This is a genomic window from Domibacillus sp. DTU_2020_1001157_1_SI_ALB_TIR_016, from assembly GCF_032341995.1.
Lineage (GTDB): Bacteria > Bacillota > Bacilli > Bacillales > Domibacillaceae > Domibacillus > Domibacillus indicus_A.
In genome coordinates, this window is the sequence record NZ_CP135439.1 from 2,450,972 (window position 1) to 2,472,738 (window position 21,767).

General features: G+C 45.7%; 24 protein-coding genes and 2 riboswitches. Of the genes, 7 read left to right on the forward strand and 17 right to left on the reverse strand.

The window, feature by feature from the left end; translation table 11 throughout:
* The first annotated feature begins 24 nt into the window (after window positions 1–24).
* From RRU94_RS20510 to RRU94_RS20520, 3 genes are all read left to right on the forward strand, one after another.
* On the forward strand, window positions 25–1,242 hold the full coding sequence (locus RRU94_RS20510) for a NupC/NupG family nucleoside CNT transporter (protein ID WP_315692723.1): 1,218 nt from the start codon (window positions 25–27) through the stop codon (window positions 1,240–1,242).
* Between the two features lie 72 nt (window positions 1,243–1,314).
* A complete protein-coding gene (locus RRU94_RS20515) occupies window positions 1,315–1,743 on the forward strand; it encodes an OsmC family protein (RefSeq protein WP_315692724.1) in 429 nt (142 codons plus the stop codon).
* A gap of 152 nt (window positions 1,744–1,895) precedes the next feature.
* Window positions 1,896–2,147, forward strand: a complete 252-nt coding sequence (locus RRU94_RS20520) for a GlsB/YeaQ/YmgE family stress response membrane protein (RefSeq protein WP_315692725.1) — start codon at window positions 1,896–1,898, stop codon at window positions 2,145–2,147.
* A 44-nt stretch (window positions 2,148–2,191) separates the two neighbouring features.
* Here the strand turns inward: RRU94_RS20520 and metC are convergent, their stop codons facing one another.
* Together metC and RRU94_RS20530 are read right to left on the reverse strand one after the other, a co-directional pair.
* Window positions 2,192–3,337, reverse strand: a complete 1,146-nt coding sequence (gene metC / locus RRU94_RS20525; RefSeq protein ID WP_315692727.1) for a cystathionine beta-lyase — start codon at window positions 3,335–3,337, stop codon at window positions 2,192–2,194.
* 8 nt (window positions 3,338–3,345) lie between these two features.
* On the reverse strand, window positions 3,346–4,446 hold the full coding sequence (locus tag RRU94_RS20530) for a methionine biosynthesis PLP-dependent protein (RefSeq protein WP_315692729.1): 1,101 nt from the start codon (window positions 4,444–4,446) through the stop codon (window positions 3,346–3,348).
* A 65-nt stretch (window positions 4,447–4,511) separates the two neighbouring features.
* Window positions 4,512–4,617, reverse strand: a riboswitch (SAM riboswitch).
* A 207-nt stretch (window positions 4,618–4,824) separates the two neighbouring features.
* Here RRU94_RS20530 and RRU94_RS20535 point away from each other — a divergent pair.
* Together RRU94_RS20535 and RRU94_RS20540 are read left to right on the forward strand one after the other, a co-directional pair.
* Window positions 4,825–6,084, forward strand: a complete 1,260-nt coding sequence (locus tag RRU94_RS20535) for an NAD(P)-dependent malic enzyme (protein WP_315692730.1) — start codon at window positions 4,825–4,827, stop codon at window positions 6,082–6,084.
* 507 nt (window positions 6,085–6,591) lie between these two features.
* Entirely contained in the window at window positions 6,592–6,867 is a 276-nt protein-coding gene (locus RRU94_RS20540) for a hypothetical protein (protein ID WP_242232215.1), read from the forward strand.
* A gap of 29 nt (window positions 6,868–6,896) precedes the next feature.
* Here the strand turns inward: RRU94_RS20540 and RRU94_RS20545 are convergent, their stop codons facing one another.
* The 7 genes from RRU94_RS20545 to RRU94_RS20575 form a co-directional block, all read right to left on the reverse strand.
* On the reverse strand, window positions 6,897–7,433 hold the full coding sequence (locus tag RRU94_RS20545; protein ID WP_251270404.1) for a divergent PAP2 family protein: 537 nt from the start codon (window positions 7,431–7,433) through the stop codon (window positions 6,897–6,899).
* A gap of 88 nt (window positions 7,434–7,521) precedes the next feature.
* A complete protein-coding gene (locus RRU94_RS20550; RefSeq protein ID WP_315692734.1) occupies window positions 7,522–8,421 on the reverse strand; it encodes a diacylglycerol/lipid kinase family protein in 900 nt (299 codons plus the stop codon).
* A 72-nt stretch (window positions 8,422–8,493) separates the two neighbouring features.
* Entirely contained in the window at window positions 8,494–9,123 is a 630-nt protein-coding gene (gene thiE / locus RRU94_RS20555) for a thiamine phosphate synthase (protein WP_315692735.1), read from the reverse strand.
* On the reverse strand, window positions 9,120–9,926 hold the full coding sequence (thiD, locus tag RRU94_RS20560) for a bifunctional hydroxymethylpyrimidine kinase/phosphomethylpyrimidine kinase (RefSeq protein WP_315692737.1): 807 nt from the start codon (window positions 9,924–9,926) through the stop codon (window positions 9,120–9,122). The genes thiE and thiD overlap by 4 nt, the downstream gene beginning before the upstream one ends.
* 1 nt (window position 9,927) lies before the next feature.
* Window positions 9,928–10,728 carry a hydroxyethylthiazole kinase gene (thiM, locus tag RRU94_RS20565; RefSeq protein ID WP_315692738.1) on the reverse strand — a complete coding sequence of 267 codons (801 nt, stop codon included), beginning with the start codon at window positions 10,726–10,728 and terminating at the stop codon, window positions 9,928–9,930.
* The gene (gene thiW / locus RRU94_RS20570; RefSeq protein WP_315692739.1) at window positions 10,728–11,225 is read right to left on the reverse strand and encodes an energy coupling factor transporter S component ThiW; all 498 of its coding nucleotides are present in this window, start codon (window positions 11,223–11,225) and stop codon (window positions 10,728–10,730) included. The genes thiM and thiW overlap by 1 nt, the downstream gene beginning before the upstream one ends.
* Before the next feature lie 56 nt (window positions 11,226–11,281).
* Window positions 11,282–11,381, reverse strand: a riboswitch (TPP riboswitch).
* Window positions 11,382–11,492: 111 nt separating this feature from the next.
* Window positions 11,493–11,930, reverse strand: a complete 438-nt coding sequence (locus RRU94_RS20575) for a peptidylprolyl isomerase (protein WP_315692740.1) — start codon at window positions 11,928–11,930, stop codon at window positions 11,493–11,495.
* Between the two features lie 152 nt (window positions 11,931–12,082).
* On the opposite strand from RRU94_RS20575, the gene RRU94_RS20580 reads away from it, so the two are divergent.
* Window positions 12,083–13,786, forward strand: a complete 1,704-nt coding sequence (locus RRU94_RS20580; RefSeq protein WP_315696075.1) for an AAA family ATPase — start codon at window positions 12,083–12,085, stop codon at window positions 13,784–13,786.
* Window positions 13,787–13,817: 31 nt separating this feature from the next.
* On the opposite strand, the gene RRU94_RS20585 is transcribed toward RRU94_RS20580, so the two are convergent.
* The 3 genes from RRU94_RS20585 to RRU94_RS20595 are packed head-to-tail and all read right to left on the reverse strand — an operon-like array spanning window position 13,818 to window position 16,068.
* Complete coding sequence (locus RRU94_RS20585; RefSeq protein ID WP_315692742.1) at window positions 13,818–14,540, reverse strand: amino acid ABC transporter ATP-binding protein; 723 nt, start codon at window positions 14,538–14,540, stop codon at window positions 13,818–13,820.
* A complete protein-coding gene (locus RRU94_RS20590; RefSeq protein ID WP_251270411.1) occupies window positions 14,527–15,192 on the reverse strand; it encodes an amino acid ABC transporter permease in 666 nt (221 codons plus the stop codon). The genes RRU94_RS20585 and RRU94_RS20590 overlap by 14 nt, the downstream gene beginning before the upstream one ends.
* Window positions 15,193–15,249: 57 nt before the next feature.
* On the reverse strand, window positions 15,250–16,068 hold the full coding sequence (locus RRU94_RS20595) for a basic amino acid ABC transporter substrate-binding protein (RefSeq protein ID WP_315692743.1): 819 nt from the start codon (window positions 16,066–16,068) through the stop codon (window positions 15,250–15,252).
* 313 nt (window positions 16,069–16,381) lie between these two features.
* Between RRU94_RS20595 and RRU94_RS20600 the strand changes: the two genes are divergently transcribed.
* Window positions 16,382–16,861: a hypothetical protein gene (locus RRU94_RS20600; protein ID WP_315692744.1), complete on the forward strand. Its 480-nt coding sequence runs from the start codon at window positions 16,382–16,384 to the stop codon at window positions 16,859–16,861.
* A gap of 73 nt (window positions 16,862–16,934) precedes the next feature.
* Here RRU94_RS20600 and RRU94_RS20605 read toward each other — a convergent pair whose 3' ends face one another.
* The 5 genes from RRU94_RS20605 to RRU94_RS20625 all read right to left on the reverse strand — a co-directional run bounded on the left by RRU94_RS20605 (window position 16,935) and on the right by RRU94_RS20625 (window position 21,736).
* Window positions 16,935–17,303, reverse strand: a complete 369-nt coding sequence (locus RRU94_RS20605) for a 2Fe-2S iron-sulfur cluster-binding protein (protein ID WP_315692745.1) — start codon at window positions 17,301–17,303, stop codon at window positions 16,935–16,937.
* Window positions 17,296–18,150 carry a family 1 encapsulin nanocompartment shell protein gene (locus tag RRU94_RS20610; protein ID WP_251270415.1) on the reverse strand — a complete coding sequence of 285 codons (855 nt, stop codon included), beginning with the start codon at window positions 18,148–18,150 and terminating at the stop codon, window positions 17,296–17,298. The genes RRU94_RS20605 and RRU94_RS20610 overlap by 8 nt, the downstream gene beginning before the upstream one ends.
* A 12-nt stretch (window positions 18,151–18,162) precedes the next feature.
* Window positions 18,163–18,759 carry an IMEF encapsulin system ferritin-like cargo protein gene (locus tag RRU94_RS20615; protein ID WP_315692746.1) on the reverse strand — a complete coding sequence of 199 codons (597 nt, stop codon included), beginning with the start codon at window positions 18,757–18,759 and terminating at the stop codon, window positions 18,163–18,165.
* A 103-nt stretch (window positions 18,760–18,862) separates the two neighbouring features.
* Entirely contained in the window at window positions 18,863–20,320 is a 1,458-nt protein-coding gene (locus tag RRU94_RS20620; RefSeq protein ID WP_410492991.1) for a nicotinate phosphoribosyltransferase, read from the reverse strand.
* A gap of 117 nt (window positions 20,321–20,437) precedes the next feature.
* Window positions 20,438–21,736 (reverse strand): hemolysin family protein, encoded by a 1,299-nt coding sequence (locus RRU94_RS20625; RefSeq protein ID WP_242232232.1) that lies wholly within the window; start codon window positions 21,734–21,736, stop codon window positions 20,438–20,440.
* Between the last annotated feature and the right edge of the window lie 31 nt (window positions 21,737–21,767).

Here is a 21,767-nt window from a genome sequence, read left to right on the forward strand (position 1 = left end):
AAGAAAATTCAAGGAGTGTTTAAAATGTCGTTCCTCTGGGGACTATTTGGAATTTTTACCGTATTAGGGATCGGGTTTCTTTTCTCAACCGATCGAAAGCGTATCAACTGGCGAACTGTGCTGGGCGGGCTTGCTTTCCAGCTTGCTTTTGCATTTATTGTATTAAAATGGAGTTTTGGGCAAAGAATGATGCTCAAGCTGACTGAAATCGTCAATGCCATTACCGGCTATGCAAATGATGGAATTAACTTTTTATTTGGCGGATTGTATACAGAACAGTCTGGCATCACGTCTGTATTTGCCTTAAATGTTCTTCCAATGGTCATCTTTTTCTCAGCGTTGATTTCTGTTTTGTACTATTTAAACATTATGCAGTTTTTCATTAAAATCATTGGCGGGTTTCTTTCGTCTCTTCTTGGCACCCGAAAAGCAGAATCCATGTCGGCTGCCGCTAATATTTTTGTTGGTCAGACAGAAGCGCCGCTTGTGGTAAGACCTTATATTCAGAAAATGACGGAATCAGAATTGTTTGCGGTTATGACAGGCGGGCTTGCATCGGTTTCAGGCTCTGTTTTGATTGGTTATTCCCTTCTTGGCGTGCCTCTTGAATACCTGCTTGCCGCAAGCTTTATGGCTGCCCCAGCAGGACTTGTCATGGCAAAACTGTTCGTTCCGGAAACGTCTGATGTGCCTGAACCAAAAGAATTTAAAATGGAATCAGATGAAGATGCGGTAAATGTGATTGATGCAGCTGCTAAAGGAGCCAGCGTCGGTCTTCAGCTGGCTTTGAATATTGGCGCTATGCTGCTGGCGTTTATTGCCATTATTGCCTTGCTTAACGGCCTGCTCGGATGGGTTGGCAGCTGGTTCGGCTTGAACGGCCTTTCACTTGAAATGATTCTCGGTTACTTTTTCGCGCCTATTGCATTTGCGATCGGTGTTCCGTGGCATGAAGCTGTCACAGCTGGCAGCTTTATTGGACAAAAGCTGGTTTTAAATGAGTTTGTTGCTTATTCCAGCTTTGGGCCGCAAATTGACAGCTTGACTCCAAAAACAGTCGCGATTATCAGCTTCGCTCTTTGCGGGTTTGCCAATATATCTTCAATGGCTATTTTAATTGGCGGCCTCGGCAATTTAGCGCCGTCCCGCCGTGCTGATATTGCCCGCCTCGGCTTGAAAGCAGTTATAGCAGGCGCTCTTGCTTCCCTGCTTAGTGCTGCAATTGCCGGTATGCTTTTGTAATGGTTTGTCCGCTTCTTTTCACGGGGAAATGATAGAAGAAACGAAATCTAACCCGAAAAGGAGCGATCTTTAATGGAGCCGGTCTACAGTGTGACCGTCAATGCAAAAGGCGGACGGGAAGGAAGTGTCTGGACTGAGGATGGCCCGCTGAATCTTGAGCTGACCACGCCATCCATATTAGGCGGCCAAGGACAGCTGCGGACAAACTACCTTGAGTTATTTGGTGCTTCTATTGCCGCCTGCTATCAAAACGCTGTGCAGCAGGCTGCGGGCATTGATGATCATGCAGATGAAACGTTTGCTGATGTTGCTGCACAGGTTGATGTGTTGAAAGACCCTGAGAGGGGCGGCCACCGTCTCAGCATTATGCTTCATGTGAAATTTTACGGAGGCCGGTTTAATGAACTGCTTGATCAGCGTGTAATTGATGAAGCGAGCGGGTTCTGCCCGCTGATTAAAGCACTCGAAGGTGAATGTGATTTTGCCATTCGGAAATACTAAAGAAAGAGCAATTGCTCTTTCTTTTTCTTTTGTCCTGACTAAGAAAATATTGCCAATTAATTTTTATTCATTTTTTTGGTTTGATCTATTTGATATCGGGAATACATAAACCATCAAAGCATTACAAATAACTTTACCAGGAGGAAAACATCATGGGCTTTATTATCTTCTTAATTGTCGGTGGAATCATCGGCTGGTTAGCAGGACTTATTCTAGGTAAGGATATTCCAGGCGGAATCATCGGCAACATTATTGCAGGTATTATTGGCGCATGGATTGGCGGCGCAATCTTCGGTGATTGGGGACCAACCATCGGTGGAATGGCCATTATTCCAGCTTTAATCGGCGCTGTCATCCTTGTTGCCATTGTAAGCTTTATCCTTAAAAAAATGCGTCATGCTTAATAAAAAACGTCATCCTTTTTAAAAGGATGACGTTTTTTTTTGCATTAATCTTGAAAAGCCTGTTCGAAATCTCGGATTAAATCATCTGGAGATTCCAGTCCAACCGACAGCCGCAGCAACCCGTCTCGAATGCCACGCTTGTCCCGTTCTGCATCCGGCATAGCAGCGTGGGACATTTTTGGCGGGTATGACAAAATGGATTCAACCGCACCAAGACTAACCGCAAAAACTGGAATTTTTGCGCGGGCAGTAAAACGGCGTACCGCATCTGCATCTTCTAATTCAAATGACAGCACAGCGCCGCCGCCTGCTGCCTGGCGGAAGTGAACGGAATGGCCTGGGTGCTCAGCAAGACCTGGATAATACACATGCTTTACTTTTTGATGAGAAGCGAGGTAATGAGCAATTTCAGCTGCCCCTTTTTGTGACTGCTCCATCCGGACTGATAATGTTTTTAATCCTCTCAGCACAAGCCAGCAGTCCTGAACGCCAAGCACCGCTCCAAATGAGTTTTGGAGAGCATAAAATTGAGCAGCTAATTCTTCATCTTTTGCTACAGCGAGACCGGCCAGCACATCGCTGTGCCCGGATAAAAATTTTGTTGCACTATGAAGAACAAGATCTACACCAAGCTCAATGGGCCGCTGCAAATAAGGAGTTAAAAAAGTGTTATCTAAGAATGTCAGGCATCCATTCGCTTTAGCGAGTTTCACAACGCCCTCAATATCGGTTACTTTGAGCAGCGGATTAGATGGCGTTTCCATGTAAAGCACTTTTGTATTCGGCTGAATAGCTTTAGCGACAGCATCCAGATCTGTCATATCGACAAATGTATGTTCAATGCCAAAGCGTGTGAGCACGGATGTAACCATTCGGAACGTGCCGCCGTATACGTCATCTGTCACCACTACATGGTCGCCTTTTGATAAAAGCATAAACGCTGTAGAGATAGCCGCCATCCCGGAAGCGAAAGCAAAACCACGCACGCCGCCTTCCAATTCAGCAATTGCTGCTTCGAGTGTTTCACGAGTCGGATTGCCGGACCGACTGTAATCATACTGGCCGAATGAATCAAAGTCAGACTGATGAAACGTAGATGCATGCTGAATCGGCACACTGACTGCGCCGGTATTCGGATCGAATTTATGATTGTTATGAAGTAATTTGGTTTGAAATGTATAATCGCTCAACTCGTTGTTCATCCTTTCATTTTTTGAAATGCCTGCTTGAGATCTGCAATTAAATCCTCCGCATGCTCGATCCCGATTGAAAAACGTAAAAGCCGGTTGCAGACGCCGTTTGCGACACGGATTTCTTCCGGTATATCCATGTGGGTTTGTGTGGCTGGATACGTCATAAGGCTCTCTACGCCGCCCAGGCTTTCCGCAAAGGAAATAATTTGCAAGTTTTGCAGGAATGCATTTACCCACTCTTCTGACTGTAAGCGGAATGACAGCATACCGCCCTGTCCCGGATATAAAACGTCTGTAATATCATCATGCTCTTCCAAAAATGACGCAATTTTTCGACCGTTTTCTGTATGCTGCTTCATACGCAGGCTGAGCGTTTTCATGCCGCGGACAAGCAGCCAGGAATCAAATGGCGCGAGCACGGCGCCGATTGCATTTTGAAAATCAAAAACACGAGCCGCCAGTTCTTCACCTTTTACAGCAATTAAGCCGGCCAGCAGGTCATTGTGCCCGCCAAGATATTTTGTGGCGCTGTGAAGAACAATATCGGCCCCCTGCTCAATAGGGCGCTGCAGCACTGGAGTATAAAATGTATTGTCCACAATCAGCAGCAGGCCGTGTTCTTTTGCAAAATCAGAAACGTCTTTGATGCTGATTTCGTTCATAAGCGGGTTGGTTGGTGTTTCCAAAAAGATCGCTTTTGTTTTCTCGGTTACCAATTTTTTTGTTTCACTCAGTGATTCAAAGCTATCATATGTAAAGTCGAGGCCAAACTTTTTCCAGGCTTTTTCAAATAAGCGGTACGTACCGCCGTACAAGTCAGCTGATACTAAGAAATGATCACCCGGCTCAAACAAAGACATTAAAGTATGGATAGCGGCCATGCCGGATGAAAAAGCAAATCCTGCATCTGCTCCTTCAAGATCAGCGATCGCTTTTTCGACAACCTCGCGCGTTGGGTTTCCTGTCCGCACGTAGTCATAGCCTGTTGACATGCCAATTCCCTCGTGGCGATAAGCTGTTGAAAAATAAACAGGCGGATTCACTGTTCCAGTTGGATTGTTTGTACGGTTGCCGATTTGGGCAAGCTTTGTTTCAATATTTGTCATTTCTATCGCTCCTTTTAATATAAAAAAAACAAGCCTCCATGGAAGAAGGCTTGTTTTTACACTTCTTCTCATCTCCCGGACGGTGTCAGTCCGCTGGATTTAGCACCTTTGCCGATACGGCCGGTTGCTGAAGCATCGTCGGGCCAGTCCCTCCGCTTCTCTTGATAAGGTTTGTTTAATTGATCTTATTTTCTAAATGTACAGGAAAAAAGAAAAGAACACAACCCTTTTATTTATCGGGACATTTTTTGCCCGATTCTATTTACAACCCTTCTGAAAAGCGATACAATACAAAAATAAATTTTCAGAAAATTTGAATCAGTTTCCGGTTTGCATTGCTATGAAAATCAGAAAACTGAACAGAAAAGGGGAATCACATTGAAAGATTTACGTCAGGATGCACTTGACCTTCACCGTCACTATCAAGGAAAACTGGAAACAGCAGCGAAAATGGGCGTTACAGACTTAAACGATTTAAGCCTTGTTTATTCGCCGGGCGTGGCTGAACCCTGCCTTGAGATTCACGAAAACCCAGAAAATCTGTATGAGTATACGATGAAAGCTAACACAGTGGCAGTGGTATCAGACGGTTCAGCTGTTCTCGGATTGGGAGATATCGGCGCCCATGCTTCCCTTCCCGTAATGGAGGGGAAAGCTATTTTATTTAAAAATTTTGGCGGTGTGGATGCTTTTCCGATTTGCATTAATAGCAGCGATCCAGAAGACATTATCCGAACTGTAAAACTTACTGCTTCATCCTTTGGAGGCATTAATTTAGAAGATATCAAAGCGCCCAACTGTTTTTTGATTGAGGAGCGTCTCAGAAAAGAAATGGATATTCCTGTTTTTCATGACGACCAGCACGGTACAGCGATCGTTACAGCCGCCGGTTTAATTAATGCGTTGAAAATTGTGGACAAGTCCTTTTCTGATATCAAAATTGTCATTAATGGCGCTGGTTCGGCTGGTATAGCCATCGCTAAACTGCTTCAGGCATTTAACATAAAAAATATGATTATGTGTGATACGAAAGGAGCGATTTACGAGGGACGGACCGCTGGGATGAATCCGATTAAAGAAGAAATTGCTTCGTTTACCAACCCGGATAAAGTAAGCGGACCGCTTGAGGAAGCGGTAAAGAACAGCGATGTGTTTATCGGTGTCTCTGCTGCCGGAGCACTGACACCGGCTATGATTCAGACGATGAAGCAGGATGCGATTGTTTTTGCAATGGCCAACCCAACGCCGGAAATTCTGCCGGCAGATGCCAAAGCAGCCGGTGTACGCGTGATCGGCACAGGCCGCTCTGACTTTCCAAATCAAGTCAACAATGTTTTAGCTTTTCCGGGCATTTTCCGAGGGGCGCTTGATACACGGGCTTCAGATATCAATGAGGAAATGAAAATGGCTGCTGCTTTTGCCATTGCCTCTCTTGTAGGTGATCAAGAACGCTCTGAGGAATATATTATTCCATCTGCATTTGATCCGCGTGTAGCACCGGAAGTAGCTGCTGCTGTCGCGCAGGCAGCGATGGATACCGGCGTTGCGCGAAAACATGTTTCCGTTGAAGCAATCCGCCATAAAACGTACCAGCTTTCTTCCCTTCAAGTAAAGCCGGCAGCGATCTCACTTTCTTAATTGTTATATCAAAAAACCCCTTCTATTTAGGGGTTTTTTTCAGTGTGTAGACAAAATCTTTCGCTTTAAAAAAGAGCCGATAAGTGGTGTTGAAGACCAATGAGCGAGGACTGAATAGACATTTTCTCTTTTTTAAACAGAAAGATACGACCTTATTCATGCTATACAATCTTGTTGCAAGCCACTTGGCGGCGGGAGGGCGGCGCAGACTCCTATGGGACGAGCGGGCAGCTGAGACCAGTGCAGCCGCCAGGCGAAGCCGGGCTCAGCGCCTGCCCCATGGAAAGCGGAGCTGCCTGGACGCCGCCGCTCCCTCCCATTCATGTGCACGGTCATCAACATAATTTGTCTACAGTCTGAAAGAAACTCTTCTATGAGACTGTTTATGGCATATAAATTAAGGTAATGTAAATAAATATCATTTAATTATTAATTTATTGTAAAGTTTGTGTTAAGATATAAATAGAAGTATTGACAAATGGAATGGAGGAAGGAGTGGAATGAGCTATGACAGTAGCTGAATTTTACGGAGGAGTTGAGTATTCTGTTACGCAATTTGCGATACAGCTTACAAACGAAATAAAGGAAAAAATCGTTAAGCGCGATTTATTTTATAAAGAACAAATTACCCACTATATCGAATGCCACGCATTACGCTTTATTCAATCATTAACCCTCTCACCGGCCGTTTCAGCTGTGATGAAAAAGGAAATCATCCATCATGTGCTTTTCAAGCTGAAACCGGTTATGAACCGTCATGTTGTTTTCCAAGTAATCAAATAAAAAAGCACCCGCGACGGGTGCTTTTTTCGTTACCATTGATGTTTACGCCGATTGATTTCACGCCGATTGTAAATTTGTTTTTTTTGTTCTGATTTTCGCAGTCCGTCTTCAATTTTTGCAGAGACAATGCCCAGGAGAATGCCTAGCAGGGCGCCTGCCCCTACTTCGACCGGCTGGTGGCCGAGCAATTCCTTTAATTCTTTTTCGCGCTGCACGTATTGAAAACTCGGAAATTCACCGGAAAATTTAGCAAGATTGTCTTCAAGATCATTGACCAGCTGGGCAATTTCTCCCGTATGACGGCGGATGCCTTGAGCATCATACATTACAATGACACCAAAAACAGTTGCTAATGCTGTTTCCGTGTGGCGCCATCCTTTATTTGCAGCCACATAAGAAGCCAGTGCCGACACGCCGGCCGAGTGAGAGCTTGGCATACCGCCTGTTGTAAAGGCTTGTTTTACATCCCAATTGCCACTTACTTTTTTATGAGTAAAGATTTTCAGCCCTTGCGCAATGCCGATCGCTGACAGCGCTGTTAAAATACCACGGTTCATTTTTTCCATTCCTACGCCTCCACTTCGCTTGTGCACATATCTTCTCCTTTTTTCATACCCAAAACCCGGCTCTAATATGCAAACAAGTTTCATTTTGTTACGTAGTGATGATGAGATAAATAGCTTTTTCTTGAATAGAAATGGCAGCAGGCGTCATGCCAATTACTTCACCATCAACCATTACCGGCACCGGCCGGCTCGTTTGAACCATGATACTTTTTCCTTTTTTATAGGCAACCCCTGCACGCAGTACCGGGTCCCCTTTCATAAGAAGTGGAAACAGCCGAAAAAGCAGCCGTCTTCTCGACACAGTATGCACAAGTGTAACGTCGGCTACTCCATCAATAGGATGGGCATATGGACAAATGACAAGCCCTCCCCCATACAAAGACGTATTGCCGCTTGCGATCATCCAGGTGTGGTCTGATATGTATTGATCCTCATCAATCGTAACAATGCTTTTAAATGGCTTGTAGCGAATAATGGATGAAAGGGCGCTGAGCTTATAAGATAGGCCGCCTGCCCCAAGTTTATGAAGCGTTTTTTTATAAAAAGCCCGGGCTGCCTGTCCGGCAATATGAGCATCCAGGCCAATACCGGAAACCGTCAGCCCAAAGCTGTTGTTGACTTTCAACACATCAATCTGCTGCGGAGTTTTTGACAGCAGGCCTTCTACAAAAGCATGTGGATTTTTCGTCAAGCCAAACATACGGGCGAGATCATTTCCCGACCCGGCCGGAAGTAAAGCAGCCACTGTATCCGCGTAAACAAGGTCCTGTATAACCGCGTGAAAGGTTCCGTCGCCGCCGATCACTCCCACAGCTTTTATCTTTTTTTCTTTCATCCGCTTCCAAATAAACTCACGGGCTGCTACGTCCGAACCTCCCACAAGCGCTTCATAAGGAATCTGTTTCTTTTTTAAAATACCCTCAACTTTTTTCCACAAAAAAACCGCCTGTCCGTTTCCGGAAGACGGGTTGATAATAAATAGGTACATTGCTTCACCCGGCCTCGTTCCAAATGCGTTTTTCTTATCATAGCACGAAAAAAGGCCTGCTGGTTTGCTTTTTTATAAGAAGCTGTTTTGTAAAAGTGCTGCAGCGGAAGCAGGATTTTCAGCCAGGCTGATGGCCGTAATCACAGATACTCCGTCGGCTCCGGCCTCGATGACCTCTTCCGCGTTTTCAAGCGTAATGCCGCCAATACCGACTACCGGAAACTGTGGATAACGCTCTTTCATACGGCGGATTAAGCCCGTGCCTGCCACCGGGCGGGTATCCGTTTTCGTTGCGGTGGCATATACTGGACCGGTCCCGACATAATCAGCTCCATCTTTTATCGCTTGTTCAAATTCTTCCATCGTATGAACGGATACTCCGACAATACCGCCTTTTAGCTTCTCACGTACGATGGATGCCGCTTCATCTTCCTGGCCAATATGAACACCGTCTGCACCAATGTCGACGGCAAGCTCAATATCATCATTGACAATAAACGGGATGCCCGCTTCCCGGCAGATCGCCTGAAGGCGCTGCGCGGTTTGTTTTTTGGCAGCTCCCGTGAGCGCATTCTTTCCTTTTTCCCGGAACTGAAACATCGTAATGCCGCCGGCAATGGCTTCCTGCAGGATGGTTTCAATCGGCCGCGGGCAGTTCGGCGTACCGGCGATAAAATACACAGCCAGCTGCTCGTTTCTCATAGCTGTCCTCCCCGCTGGCGATGTGCCCAATGATTAGTCGGTCCATGGCCTTCTCCGATATGAAGACCGTCTTCAATCGCCGCCTGAATAAAAGATTTAGCCGTTTGAGCCGCCGCGTGGACAGAGGCACCCTTTGCAATCTCTGCGGTCATAGCTGCTGAAAAAGTACAGCCGGTCCCGTGAGTGTCTTTTGTATCAATCCGCCGGCCGGTAAACATGTGGAACTCCTCCCCGTCATATAAAAGGTCGGATGTTTGATCTCCTTCCTCATGACCGCCTTTAATCAAGACGTTTTTCACCCCGTAAGAAGCAATCCGCTTTGCCGCTTCTTTTTTATCAGCTTCTGAACGAATGGCCATTCCTGTCAGCACTTCTGCTTCAGGAATATTAGGGGTCACAACAAGCGCAAGCGGAAGCAAAACCTTTTTTAATGCTTCAGATGCTTCCTTCTGTAGCAATGAGGCACCCCCTTTGGCAATCATCACAGGGTCAATGACAAGATTGTGGCACTCGTATTTCCGGAGTGTCCAGGCAGCGGCTTCAATAATGCCAGCCGAAAACAGCATCCCTGTTTTCACGGCATTTACTCCGATGTCTGACAGTACCACTTCAATTTGCTTTTCTACAGCTTCAGCTTCGATCGGATACACACCGTGTACGCCGAGTGTGTTTTGTGCTGTAACAGCCGTTAAAGCGGACGTGCCGTACACACCCAATTCTTGAAATGTTTTTAAATCCGCTTGAATGCCAGCGCCGCCTCCGCTGTCAGATCCTGCAATGGTTAATGCTTTGGCTACTGTCATATTAAAGCACCTCTACTTTTCCGTTTTCGATTATGTCCTGGCTGCTTGTTTGATAAAGTTGATTGATAAACCCGGCAGCAAACGTACCCGGTCCGTCTGCACCCGGCGCAGCGGCAGCACGTTCCGCAGCCACACCATAAAAGGACAGCGCTGCTGCAGCTGCTTTTGCGTAGTTTTTTTCAACCGCGCAGAAAGAAGCAATTACAGCCCCAAGAAGACAGCCTGTCCCTGTAACGCGCGTTAAAATAGGATGGCCGTTTTGAATGGCATATGCTTCTTCCCCAAACACACTGTCTTCCTTGCCGGTAATCACACAAGTAAGGTTCAGCAGTTCGGCTGCTTCCCTTGCCAGTTTGCGCACATCTTCATTTCCGCCGCCGTCTACTCCTTTTACTTCAACGGACCGTCCGCACAGCACGGCAACTTCTCCTGCATTCCCGCGCAGTACATCCACTTTTACCTCTGATAAAATGCGCTTGGCGCTTTCTGTGCGAAATGGAGTGGCTCCTGCCCCAACGGGATCAAACAAAACAGGAATCCCTTTTTCATTCGCTGCTTTCCCTGCTAAAATCATGGCTTCTACCTTAGAAGCTGAAAGTGTACCGATATTGAGGACAACGGCAGACGCAATACGGGCCATATCTGCTGCTTCTTCCACGGCATCAGCCATAACCGGGGAAGCACCCAGTGCAAGCAGGCCGTTTGCCGTAAAGTTTGTCACAACAGTGTTGGTTAAATTGTGAATAAGCGGCTTTTCCGCTCTTACTTTTTGGAGCAGCTGAGCTGCATCGTGATTATTCATTAGAAATGATCCTTTCGTTGAAACATTCTTGTTTTTTTCAAGCGGACGGCCAGGAGAAGACCAAGCACGGCCCCTGTCACGCTGCTGATGAGAAATGCCGGCATAAAGGCAAATGCGGCTGCTTTCATACCGAGAAATAAGTTGGCGATCGGTACAGCTACAAGCGAAGCGATCACGCCGGTTCCTGCTATTTCTCCCACTGCGGCAAGAGAAGGCTTCTTCCATTTTTGATAAGCATACCCGGCCAAAACGGCACCAATCATACTGCCTGGAAAAGCGAGAATCGTTCCAAGCCCTAATAGATTACGAACAGCTGCAATTAAAAAAGCGATGATGACTGCCGGGCCGGGACCGAGCAAAATGGCCGCCAGCACATTGATGGCATGCTGGACGGGAAAGGCTTTCGCCGCCCCTGCCGGAAACCAGATAAAAGTGGCGCCGAGAACGCCAATTGCGGCCAGGAGAGACATTACCGCCATTTTTTTAGGGGTAAACAACTGATTTTTCCTCCTTCATACAAAAAACGGCTCAGCAATACGCTGAACCGTTTTTTCGTCAGTGATTGCTACTTCCCTACGCCGGCATGATCCGGATCAGGTTATTGGGGTTAAGGACATTCCTCTCTCAGCCTGAAGGCACCCCCAGTAGGCTTTTATATATGATGTGTTTTATTTTTACACAGTTGTATGAACCTCGTCAACTGCACATCCGAAATACTCATTTTTTCCATAAAAAAACCGGCAAAAGCCGGCTTTAGTGCATCATTACACGTCGAATACTTCTACTTTTTCCATTACATCGCCATTTTTCATAGACTTTACAGCTTCGATGCCTGATGTTACCTGGCCAAAAACAGTATGAACGCCATTCAAATGAGGCTGCGGCTCATGAACGATAAAGAACTGGCTGCCGCCTGTGTCTTTTCCTGCATGTGCCATAGATAGAGACCCTTCCTGATGTGTATGCGGGTTTCCTTCTGTTTCGCATTTGATTGTGTAACCCGGACCGCCCATTCCTGTTCCAGTCGGATCGCCGCCCTGGCTTACAAATCCCGGAATAACACGGTGGAATACAACACCGTTATAAAATCCTTCATTCGCTAGTTTCTCGAAGTTTTCTACTGTACCTGGTGCTGCCTCCGGAAACAAGTCGAATTCGATTTTCGCTCCGTCTTTCATTTGAATATAGCCTTTTTTCGCCAAAGTAATCGCTCCTTTAAATTTAATCTTCCTTATCATACCACGCACCATTCGATTTTAAAACAAGAGTGTTTTGAAGCAGAAATGTTTTCCGCTTTCATCGAATCTCGTTTTCTCTTATAATAGAGAGAGACTAAAAAGGGAGTGTGATGTCGATGTTAACACGTCCCGGACTGTGGTGGAAAGCAGCGATTGCTTTTTCGCTGCTCATAGCGGCCGTTGTATTTTTATATGTACGGGATACGAATCAAGCGACTGTCGTTCCGTTTTCATCGGTTGAATCTATTATTCAAAAAGAAAACGGAAAAGTAGTTGAGCTAGAGGAGCATCCCGACGGCAAGCTGCATATTTCCACACAAAACGGCGAGTTTACTTCTTATATTTCTCCGGGAAGCGATGCGGTTGACCAATTGAACAAAACATACAATATTCGCTATGAATATGTAAAAGCCAATCCATATGAAAGCTGGATTATTGTACTTGTTCTGTTAACAGCATCAGCCATTGGGTTTTACATTTACCGAAAAAAAGGCGGGGGAATGGGTGTGGCTCACTCGATGAAAAACAGCCTTTCACAGGCCCGCCCCCTTCCAGATATTACGCTTAATGATGTTGGCGGTCTTGCCGATGAGATGAAGGAAGATATTCTGCAGACGCTGTCGATTTTAAAAGAAAGAGATTTGTCTACCCGTCTGGGTCTTGAACCGCCGCGCGGTATTCTTCTATACGGCCCGCCGGGAACAGGAAAAACGCTGCTCGCTCAGGCTATTGCCCGTGAAATTGGCGCTTCTTTCTTTTCATCAAGCGGTTCTGCTTTTACAGAGCTGTTCGTCGGTGTTGGTGCATCGCGTGTGCGCAGCTTGTTTACAGAAGCACGCAAACAAAAACCAGCTGTTATTTTTATTGATGAAGTTGACGCATTAGCCGGGCGCCGGAAAACACACGGCGGCGAGGAAGGCGAAAAAACACTGACCGAGCTGCTGGTCCAGCTTGACGGCGGCCTTGACAATGATGGCATTCTTTTTATCGCTGCGACAAACCGGCGCGACATGCTTGATGAAGCCTTTCTCCGCCCCGGCCGTATTGATTTCTCGTTCCATGTGACTTTGCCGGATGCAAAAGGACGGAAAGAAATTATTGATATTCACGCTAAAGGAAGAAAATTAACCGACAACGCCGCCGCCATGCTTCAGGATCTGGCAGAGTCTACCGTCGGCTTTTCCGGAGCTGAATTGTCAGCGCTGTTTGAAACGGCAAGCCGCAATGCTATTCGAAGCGGGCGTGATACGATTGGAAAAGAAGATTTTGACTATGCGCTCGACCGAACCATTCTGGGCACAACAACACGGCCGCTTGCAGACCCTGCTACAAAGCGGCGTGTCGCGATTCATGAAGCCGGCCATGCCCTAGTAGCTGCTCTCACGAAGCCCGGCTCTGTCCGCAAGGCTACGATCATTCCGCGTGGACAAGCGCTTGGTTATGTTGCTCCTGTGCCGAAAGAGCTTCATTTATCAACGGCCAGCGAATTGATTGACCAGGTGGCTATGATTCTTTCAGGCGGGGTAGCAGAGCGCCTTTACCTTGGTGAGCATTCAATTGGCGTAAGCGGTGATGTTCAGCAGGCAAAACAGATCTTAGAACGCATGGTAGATACCGGTATTTTCCAGGATCGTTTTTCCCTGACATTCCGTCAGGCAGACAAGGAAACAAAAATGAATGAGCTGTTTGAAGTCGCACTCGAACGGTCCCAAACATTAATTGAGGAAAACCGCGAGGCATTCGAACGGCTCGTAGAAGATTTAATGACCAAAGAAACGCTTGAAGGCACAGAAATCGAAATGCTTATTTACCAGCACTAAAAAAAGCCTCCTTTTAAAAGGAGGCTTTTTTTTATAGTACCTTGCTTAAAAAGGCTTTCGTCCGTTCGTGCTGAGGAGCATCAAACAGCGCTTTCGGTTCGTTTTGTTCCACAACATAGCCATTATCCATAAAAATAACCCGGTCACCCACTTCACGGGCAAAGCCCATTTCATGCGTTACGACAATCATGGTCATCCCGTCCTTAGCGAGCTGCTTCATGACTTCCAGCACTTCCCCGACCATTTCAGGGTCAAGAGCCGATGTTGGTTCATCAAACAGCATGATCTTCGGCTCCATCGCAAGTGCACGCGCAATCGCCACACGCTGCTTTTGTCCCCCGGAAAGTGAATCCGGATAAGCAGAGGCTTTTTCGGCAAGACCTACTTTGGCCAGCAGGACCCGCGCTTTTTCTTCTGCTTCTGCTTTTTTTACCCCCCGTACATTGATGGGGGCGAGTGTAACATTTTCAAGAATCGTTTTGTGAGGGAATAAGTTAAAGTGCTGAAACACCATTCCTACGTCTGTCCGAACCTCGTTAATATTTGTTTTCTTATCGGTTAAATCTTTTCCATCAATGATTACGTGCCCGCCATCAATTGTTTCCAGCATGTTTAAGCAGCGGATAAACGTTGATTTTCCTGATCCGGATGGACCAATAACCACTACCACTTCCTGCGGTGATACATCAAGGGAAATGTCTTTCAGCACTTCATTGTCGCCAAAAGATTTTTTTAAGTTTTTAACGCTTATCATCAGTGCTTAATCTCCTTTCAACATAATTCATCAAGTAGGTAAGTGACAGTGTCAGTACAAGATAAATAAGTGCAACGGTCAGGTACGGCTCCCATACACGAATATACTGGCCTGCCGCAGCACGGCCCCAATACATCAGTTCAGGCGCAGCCAGCACCGAACCAAGTGAAGATTCTTTTAGTAACACGATAAATTCATTGCCGAGCGGCGGAATTACACGCTTGAACGCCTGCGGCAAAATAACAAGTTTCATCGCCTGCACGCGCGTCATCCCAAGAGAGCGCGCAGCTTCCATCTGCCCTTTATCAATAGATTGAATACCTGCCCGGAAAATTTCCGCAATATATGCTGCCGCATTCAGAGACAATCCAATCACAAGAGATACAACGGGGTTAGAAGGCGACATAAACAACGGTACTATCCCAAAATGAATAATTAATAGCTGAACAAGAAGCGGTGTTCCCCGGAAAATATTAATATAAATATTAAAGGGAAGACGAATCCATCTATTAGTTGACATTTTTCCGAGCGCGATAAAAAGCCCGAGTACAAGCCCGGCCAGCACACCGGCAAGGGAAACACCGAGCGTGACTTTTAAGCCCTGCAGAAAAAACGGCATATAATCTGTGATAATATCAAAACGAAAATCCATTTTTTTCTCTCCTTTCATAGAAAATGGCTGCCCGTTAAGAAATGGACAGCCGTTTTTTTATTGCGCTGCTTTTTTTAAAGTTTCCATATCTGGCGCTTCATCAAACCATTTTTCGTAGATTTCAGCGTATTTACCGTTTTCGTAAAGCGTATTTAATGCTTTGTCAAAATCGTCTTTATACTCGCTTCCTTTCGGGAAAGCAATACCGTAGTATTCAGCTGCAAACTGATCATCTGTGACCGTTTTAACACCGGCATTCGGATTTGATTTTTCATATTCAAGTGCTACTGCAATATCTGTTACTACAGCTTCAACATCTCCACTTTGAAGAGCTTGGAACATCAGAGCGGCTGTTTCATATTTTGAAATAGCATTGTTGTTTACACCCACGATGCTTTCAGCTGCAAATTGTCCAGTTGTTCCATTTTGAACGCCAATTTTCTTTCCTTTTAAATCTTCCGCTGCTTTAATGTCTGTTCCTTCTTTGTAGACGATCATCGTTACAGATTCAAAATATGGAACAGAGAAATCATATGTTTCTTTACGTTCATCGGTGATAGTGATGCCTGACATGCCGATATCAAGCTGTCCGCTTTGAAGACCGGCAAGCATGGAATCCCATCCTGTATTTTGAATGTTGACGTCATAGCCAGCTTCTTCTGCTGCGGCATTTAAAAGATCTACGTCAAATCCGGATACTTCACCTTTATCCATAAATTCAAACGGAGCGAATGTAGCTTCCGTTCCAACATTAAGTACCTTTTTCTCTTCAGAAGGACTGCTGCCCTTTTCTTCTTCTCCGCCGCCGCACGCTGCTAACAGCAAAGCAGTGCTGGCCATGATAGCGGCTGCTGCTTTTTTAAATGAATAGGTCATGTAAAAATCCCCTTTGATTTTTTTATATAGTACGATAATACTCTTTCCGCTTTAAAAACTCAATCATTTTTTATGCATTTGTTTATTTTTATACATGAATATTCATCGAAAATGCGCATTTTTTGCATTTTATTACAGAATACTGAATAGATTTTGCATAAAGAACGAATTTTCTGAATAGTATTTAGTAAAGCGGAATGCTCTTTTATTCTGTACAAAAATACGCAGTTCATGCTTCCTTAACTTCTTATTGACAATGATTATCATTCCCTTTAAGATGAAAGAAGAACGACGATGGAAAGAGGGAGACTGCATGAATGGAATGCTTCATGGACTCAAAGACATCCATATGGTGATCGCCAACAGCCGAAAGCTGGGTGGTGCTGCGGAAGCCGAGTCGATTACACTTTCATCCGGTGAAACATATACCAATCCGGTTTTTACAAATGTTGATTTGTCCCAGGGAAAATACATTTCGTTCAGCTTTGTGGCAGATAGCGGCGAAAACGTTACAGCACACGTTGATCAAATCGGCGTCATGCGGGGACTTCGCCATAAATTGATCTGCCAGCTTCAAAATGGAGCCGTTCGAGAACTAATGACAGAAGAAACCCTTCGCTACTTGCGTAAGCTGTGTGAAGTAAATGAAGGATTTGTCACTCACTCCTTTAAAAAAGAAGCATTAAAGCTTGTACGGGACGTCAGTATAGACGAACTGGAAAAGCGGCATGTTCATTTGCCATTTGCGATTGAATCGAATGTAGTTGCCATCAATACGAAAAAATTTGCTTAATATATAACCAGCCTTGTTAAAAGGCTTTTTTTTATGTGAAAAACAGGGTGCCAAATCGGCTTCCCTGTTTTTTTTACGCTTCTCTCATGACCGCCTGGCAGGCCAGCCTGCGCAAAGAAGCGCCGAGTTTTTTTTGTTCGGCTTCATTTCTAAGTGAGAGAAAGGTTTCTCCTGAAAAAATATCCACAGCACATCGGCCGCATGTTCCTTTGCGGCATTTGTAATCTATGCTGCACCCTTGTTCAAGCGCCGCATCGAGCAGTGTAATACCCGGCTTGACTGATACAGTGCAGGAGGCTTCTTTTTGCTTCCATTGAACAGCTGCTGCCAGCTTATCGAGAGATGGCTGTTTTTCTTCCGCCAGGCGGGCCGGCGGCTCCAGCGGTGCACGCCGTGTTTCCCTGCCTGGAATGAGCGAACCGACCGTCCACTCCCTATTCATCATCTCTTGGGTCGGCGAATGTACAAATTGCAGATGGACGTTTGATCCGGAGCACTGCCGTTTCGTATACACGGAATGGGTGGTTCATTCCTTCTTCGCCGAGATAAGCGGTTTCGAAATCTTCCGATACTGCCAAATCAAGATTATTACGCCCTGTATTCACAAGCACACCTGTTTTTCCTTTTAAAACAGGCGATTGAAAAACGCCGCCTGTTACAAGCTCACGCACATGCTCAATTTCGAGCACGTTTGTATCGCGATGTACCCGGTGCAGCAGTGCATACAGCTCTGGCGACAGAACAAGCGCATACGGACCGTTATGGTTCATCTCCATCAGCTTTCCACGTGCTTCCACTACGTCCTGGAATGCGGTTCCGGATTCGTACCAATTGCTGATTAAATGTGTCTGGCGTCCTTTGACATTCATTAAACCAGGTATGTCAAACTGGGCCGCGCCATGAAAAATCATTTCGTCTTCGAGCAATGCCACATCACGTGCTGCATTGGCTGCTGCGGAAAAGTCGATCGGAATATCAAGTGCTTTTGCCTGCTCAATGTCACGCCAGTACAAAACAAAATCCTTATATAACATAGGAATGGTATAATTGACGCGCTTGGATGATTCCACTTCCGTGTCAAACGATCCCTGCAAATCCATATGAGCTGCGCTTTTTTCAGAAAAAATGTCTGTGTGAATGCTCTGTACGCCGCGTCCAAGCGGGCCGTATAACTCAATGAACCGCCGGCCTGTTAATTGCCCTCTGGCCGCTTCAATCATAATTTGCTCCAGCTGATCAAAGTCAGCCTCTGATAGTGGTGCGTCTGGATATAAGTGTAATTTGCTCATCAACTCTTCCTCCTACTTTGAAATAAGGGACCCTACTGTAAATGTCCGCTTTGGTCCTGCCGGTTTTGCCGTAAGCGCCGCCGATGTACGCACATGGGAATGATGGTCGCTGTGTGCATGATGGTTTAAATGATCGCCATGCTCGTCATGATGCGCATGCGGGTCTGTGTATCCTGTGTCAAAGCGTTTATTAATGCCGGCAAGCTTTTCTTTTACAAACTGATAACTTTTATAATTGGATTCGCGCATTTGGGACAGCTTGGCCTGGCGCTCCGCATCTTTAAATTGAAAAAGAGCAAGATCAAGATGCTCCACAAAGTTATGCAGGCCAAACTTTTCAAGGTTCAATTCCTGCAGCAGCCGGTTGAACGTATTGTTGGACGGTGTGAACTCGCCTCCCCGCCCGGCCTGAAAGGTTTCAATCAGCGGGATCAACTCGGCAAGCCTGGAAAGCCGCTGTTCCTCTTCTTCAAAAATATGGTGATAATACAGCCGCTCGTGGTCATCTTTTGCATTGTTAATAACCGGATCGAGTATTGCCATAAAACTTTCAATATCTTTTTTAGTGCCGGTAAAGATATCATAAAATTCACTTAATTCTTCCTTCACGAGACGCACCTCCTAGTGTACCTTCTTCCATTATAATCGCTGCTTTTTACAGGGGCAAAGATTACATGAAAAAAAGCGCCGATTTTGGCGCTTTTTCGGACCGTTACAGCTGCTCCTGCGGCTGCGCTTTAACGGCTTCAATATTTTTCATTTTATTATCCCAGCAGGCCTGGCTTAAATCGACCGGATATTCTTCCGGATTAAGCGCCCGCTTGTATTCGCTCCATAATAGCGACAGGTTATCCGCCGTCCGGCTCCGGATCGTGTGGATATCGGGCAGGTCATATACACGCGTGCCGTTGATGAAAATCGGTTCATGCAGTTCGCGCGCTTCAAAATTGGTCACAAATTTGCTGACAAAGGTGTGTACAGGATGAAACATTTTCAGCCGCTCGGCATGCTGTGGATCTTCATGTTCCATCGCAATATAATCCCCTTCCGCTTTGCCATTCAGCTTATTGATAATGCGGTACACGCGTTTTAATCCAGGTGTTGTCACTTTTTCTGGATTGGCTGACAGCTTGATCGTATCCGTCATCCTTCCGTTGTCATCTTCAATCGACACCAATTTATAAACGGCGCCAAGAGCAGCTTGGTCATACGCGGTAATCACCTTTGTACCGATACCCCATACATCAATTTTGGCACCTTCTGCTTTTAAGTTCATAATTGTGTATTCATCCAGATCATTGGACGCCACAATATGCGCTTTTGGAAACCCTGATTCATCAAGCATTTTACGTGCTTCCTTGGAAAGATAAGCCATATCGCCGCTGTCGAGGCGGACACCAACGAAGCGAATCTGGTCTCCCAGCTCTTTTGCAGCCCGTATCGCTGCCGGCATACCAGACTTGAGCGTGTCATAAGTATCTACGAGAAACACACAGTCACGATGCCGTTCTGCATATTTGCGAAAAGCTGTGTATTCATCTTTGTACGTTTGCACAAGTGCATGGGCGTGCGTACCGGAAACAGGAATGCCAAACAGCTTCCCTGCCCGGACATTGCTTGTTGCGTCAAAACCGCCGATATAAGCAGCCCGCGTTCCCCATACTGCTGCATCCATCTCGTGCGCCCGGCGCGAGCCAAATTCCATTGCCGTTTCGTCGCCAAGCACCTGTTTAATCCGAGATGCTTTCGTGGCGATCAATGTCTGATAGTTCACAATATTAAGCAGGGCGGTTTCGACAATTTGAGCTTCCGCCAGCGGCGCTTCAATACGCAGAATCGGTTCGTTTGCAAAGACAAGCTCACCTTCCTGCATACTTTTTAACGTGCCTGTAAACCTCATGTTTTTTAAATAAGCTAAAAAATCTTCCTTGTAGCCGATATCGCGCAAATAGTCGATATCGCTCTCTGAAAAATGAAAATTCTCCAAGTAATCGATAATTTTTTCTAATCCGGCAAAAACACCGTATCCGTTTCCGAATGGAAGCTTGCGAAAATATAATTCAAATACGGCTTTTTTTGTATGGATGCCATCATGCCAGTACGTTTCGGCCATATTAATCTGATAAAGGTCGGTATGCAAGGCAAGGCTGTCGTCTTCATATCGTGACATTATTTTTACTCCCTTTGCTTTTCCATCGTGTTTCATTCCTATTATCCTACACCTTTTTGAGCGTTCCGGCAACTTGTCCCGGACTATTTCTTGGACAACCACGAAAAAAAGCGCCCATTATGTGCGCTTTTTCGCTTCAATATATAAAATATGATGATCTTCCATTTCGATAATCGTAAATACCCAGTCCTCTTCTTCGAGCATGTCATGAAGGGATGTATCAATTTTTTCTGTTAAAAACCAGCCGCCGAGCGTATCGACATCTTCATCATTTAACTCGGTGCCAAGCAGGGCATTTACTTCACTTATTAATACTTTTGCGCTGAATAGATAATGGCTGTCATTCACTTTTCGTACTTCGGGAATTTCATCTGTATCATATTCGTCACGAATTTCCCCGACAATTTCTTCTAAAATGTCTTCTACCGTTACAAGACCTGATGTACCGCCATATTCATCAATTAAGATTGCCATATGTGTCTGCTCTTTCTGCATTTTCACAAGCAGGTCATGAATCAGCATGTTTTCAAACACGCGAATCACGGGTTTTACAAATTGACGTAGCGGCTGTACTTTAGGAAGCGGCTTGCCTTTTACGGCGACGCTTAAAATTTCTTTGAAGTTCACCATGCCGATTACATTGTCTTTGTCTCCGTCAATAACGGGATACCGCGTATATTTTTCTTCTCTGATAATAGCCAGAACATCATCGAGTGTATCATCAATCGATAAGCTGACCATTTCTGTGCGCGGCACCATAATTTCTTTTGCAAGGCGCTCATCAAATTCAAAAATATTATTTACATACTTCAGTTCGGTTTGATTGATTTCGCCGCTTTTGTAACTTTCAGAAAGCAGCATCCGCCATTCTTCCTCTGTATGAACCTCATCATGTTCAGATGCCATTTTCAGCCCGAACAATCCGGTCACAAACCGTGCAGAGCCGTTGAGCGTCCATATAAATGGATACATAATACGGTAAAACCATATAAGCGGGACGGCAAGCGCCAGCGTGACTTCCTCCGCTTTTTGGATAGCGACTGTTTTAGGCGCCAGCTCGCCCACTACAACATGAAGAAACGTAACAATGGTAAAAGCAAGGATAAATGACAAAACTGCAGCGAGAGAAGAAGCAAGCTCAAAACGCTCAAACAGCGGATGAAGAAGCTTTTCCACCGTCGGTTCGCCAATCCAGCCAAGCCCGAGTGCCGTAATGGTAATGCCGAGCTGGCAGGCAGATAAATACTCATCTAAACGGGTTGTAACGCGTTTCGCTGCCATAGCACCCGGTTTTCCTTCCGCTACAAGCTGATCGACGCGTGAAGCTCTCATTTTTACAATAGCAAATTCCGCAGCTACGAAAAAAGCAGTGAGGGCGATTAATAAAGCAATGCCCAATAAATTCACAATCTCCAATGACAGGCTCCGATAACTCGGAGCATCCACC

Excerpts from the sequence above, each read along its gene's own strand:
- RRU94_RS20510 (WP_315692723.1), top strand. The coding sequence starts at position 25 with ATGTCGTTCCTCTGGGGACTATTTGGAATTTTTACCGTATTAGGGATC.
- RRU94_RS20515 (WP_315692724.1), top strand. The coding sequence starts at position 1,315 with ATGGAGCCGGTCTACAGTGTGACCGTCAATGCAAAAGGCGGACGGGAA.
- RRU94_RS20520 (WP_315692725.1), top strand. The coding sequence starts at position 1,896 with ATGGGCTTTATTATCTTCTTAATTGTCGGTGGAATCATCGGCTGGTTA.
- RRU94_RS20530 (WP_315692729.1), bottom strand. The coding sequence starts at position 4,446 with ATGACAAATATTGAAACAAAGCTTGCCCAAATCGGCAACCGTACAAAC.
- RRU94_RS20540 (WP_242232215.1), top strand. The coding sequence starts at position 6,592 with ATGACAGTAGCTGAATTTTACGGAGGAGTTGAGTATTCTGTTACGCAA.
- RRU94_RS20545 (WP_251270404.1), bottom strand. The coding sequence starts at position 7,433 with ATGGAAAAAATGAACCGTGGTATTTTAACAGCGCTGTCAGCGATCGGC.
- RRU94_RS20550 (WP_315692734.1), bottom strand. The coding sequence starts at position 8,421 with ATGTACCTATTTATTATCAACCCGTCTTCCGGAAACGGACAGGCGGTT.
- thiE (WP_315692735.1), bottom strand. The coding sequence starts at position 9,123 with ATGAGAAACGAGCAGCTGGCTGTGTATTTTATCGCCGGTACGCCGAAC.
- thiD (WP_315692737.1), bottom strand. The coding sequence starts at position 9,926 with ATGACAGTAGCCAAAGCATTAACCATTGCAGGATCTGACAGCGGAGGC.
- thiM (WP_315692738.1), bottom strand. The coding sequence starts at position 10,728 with ATGAATAATCACGATGCAGCTCAGCTGCTCCAAAAAGTAAGAGCGGAA.
- RRU94_RS20580 (WP_315696075.1), top strand. The coding sequence starts at position 12,083 with ATGTTAACACGTCCCGGACTGTGGTGGAAAGCAGCGATTGCTTTTTCG.
- RRU94_RS20585 (WP_315692742.1), bottom strand. The coding sequence starts at position 14,540 with ATGATAAGCGTTAAAAACTTAAAAAAATCTTTTGGCGACAATGAAGTG.
- RRU94_RS20590 (WP_251270411.1), bottom strand. The coding sequence starts at position 15,192 with ATGGATTTTCGTTTTGATATTATCACAGATTATATGCCGTTTTTTCTG.
- RRU94_RS20595 (WP_315692743.1), bottom strand. The coding sequence starts at position 16,068 with ATGACCTATTCATTTAAAAAAGCAGCAGCCGCTATCATGGCCAGCACT.
- RRU94_RS20600 (WP_315692744.1), top strand. The coding sequence starts at position 16,382 with ATGAATGGAATGCTTCATGGACTCAAAGACATCCATATGGTGATCGCC.
- RRU94_RS20605 (WP_315692745.1), bottom strand. The coding sequence starts at position 17,303 with ATGAATAGGGAGTGGACGGTCGGTTCGCTCATTCCAGGCAGGGAAACA.
- RRU94_RS20610 (WP_251270415.1), bottom strand. The coding sequence starts at position 18,150 with ATGAGCAAATTACACTTATATCCAGACGCACCACTATCAGAGGCTGAC.
- RRU94_RS20620 (WP_410492991.1), bottom strand. The coding sequence starts at position 20,320 with ATGTCACGATATGAAGACGACAGCCTTGCCTTGCATACCGACCTTTAT.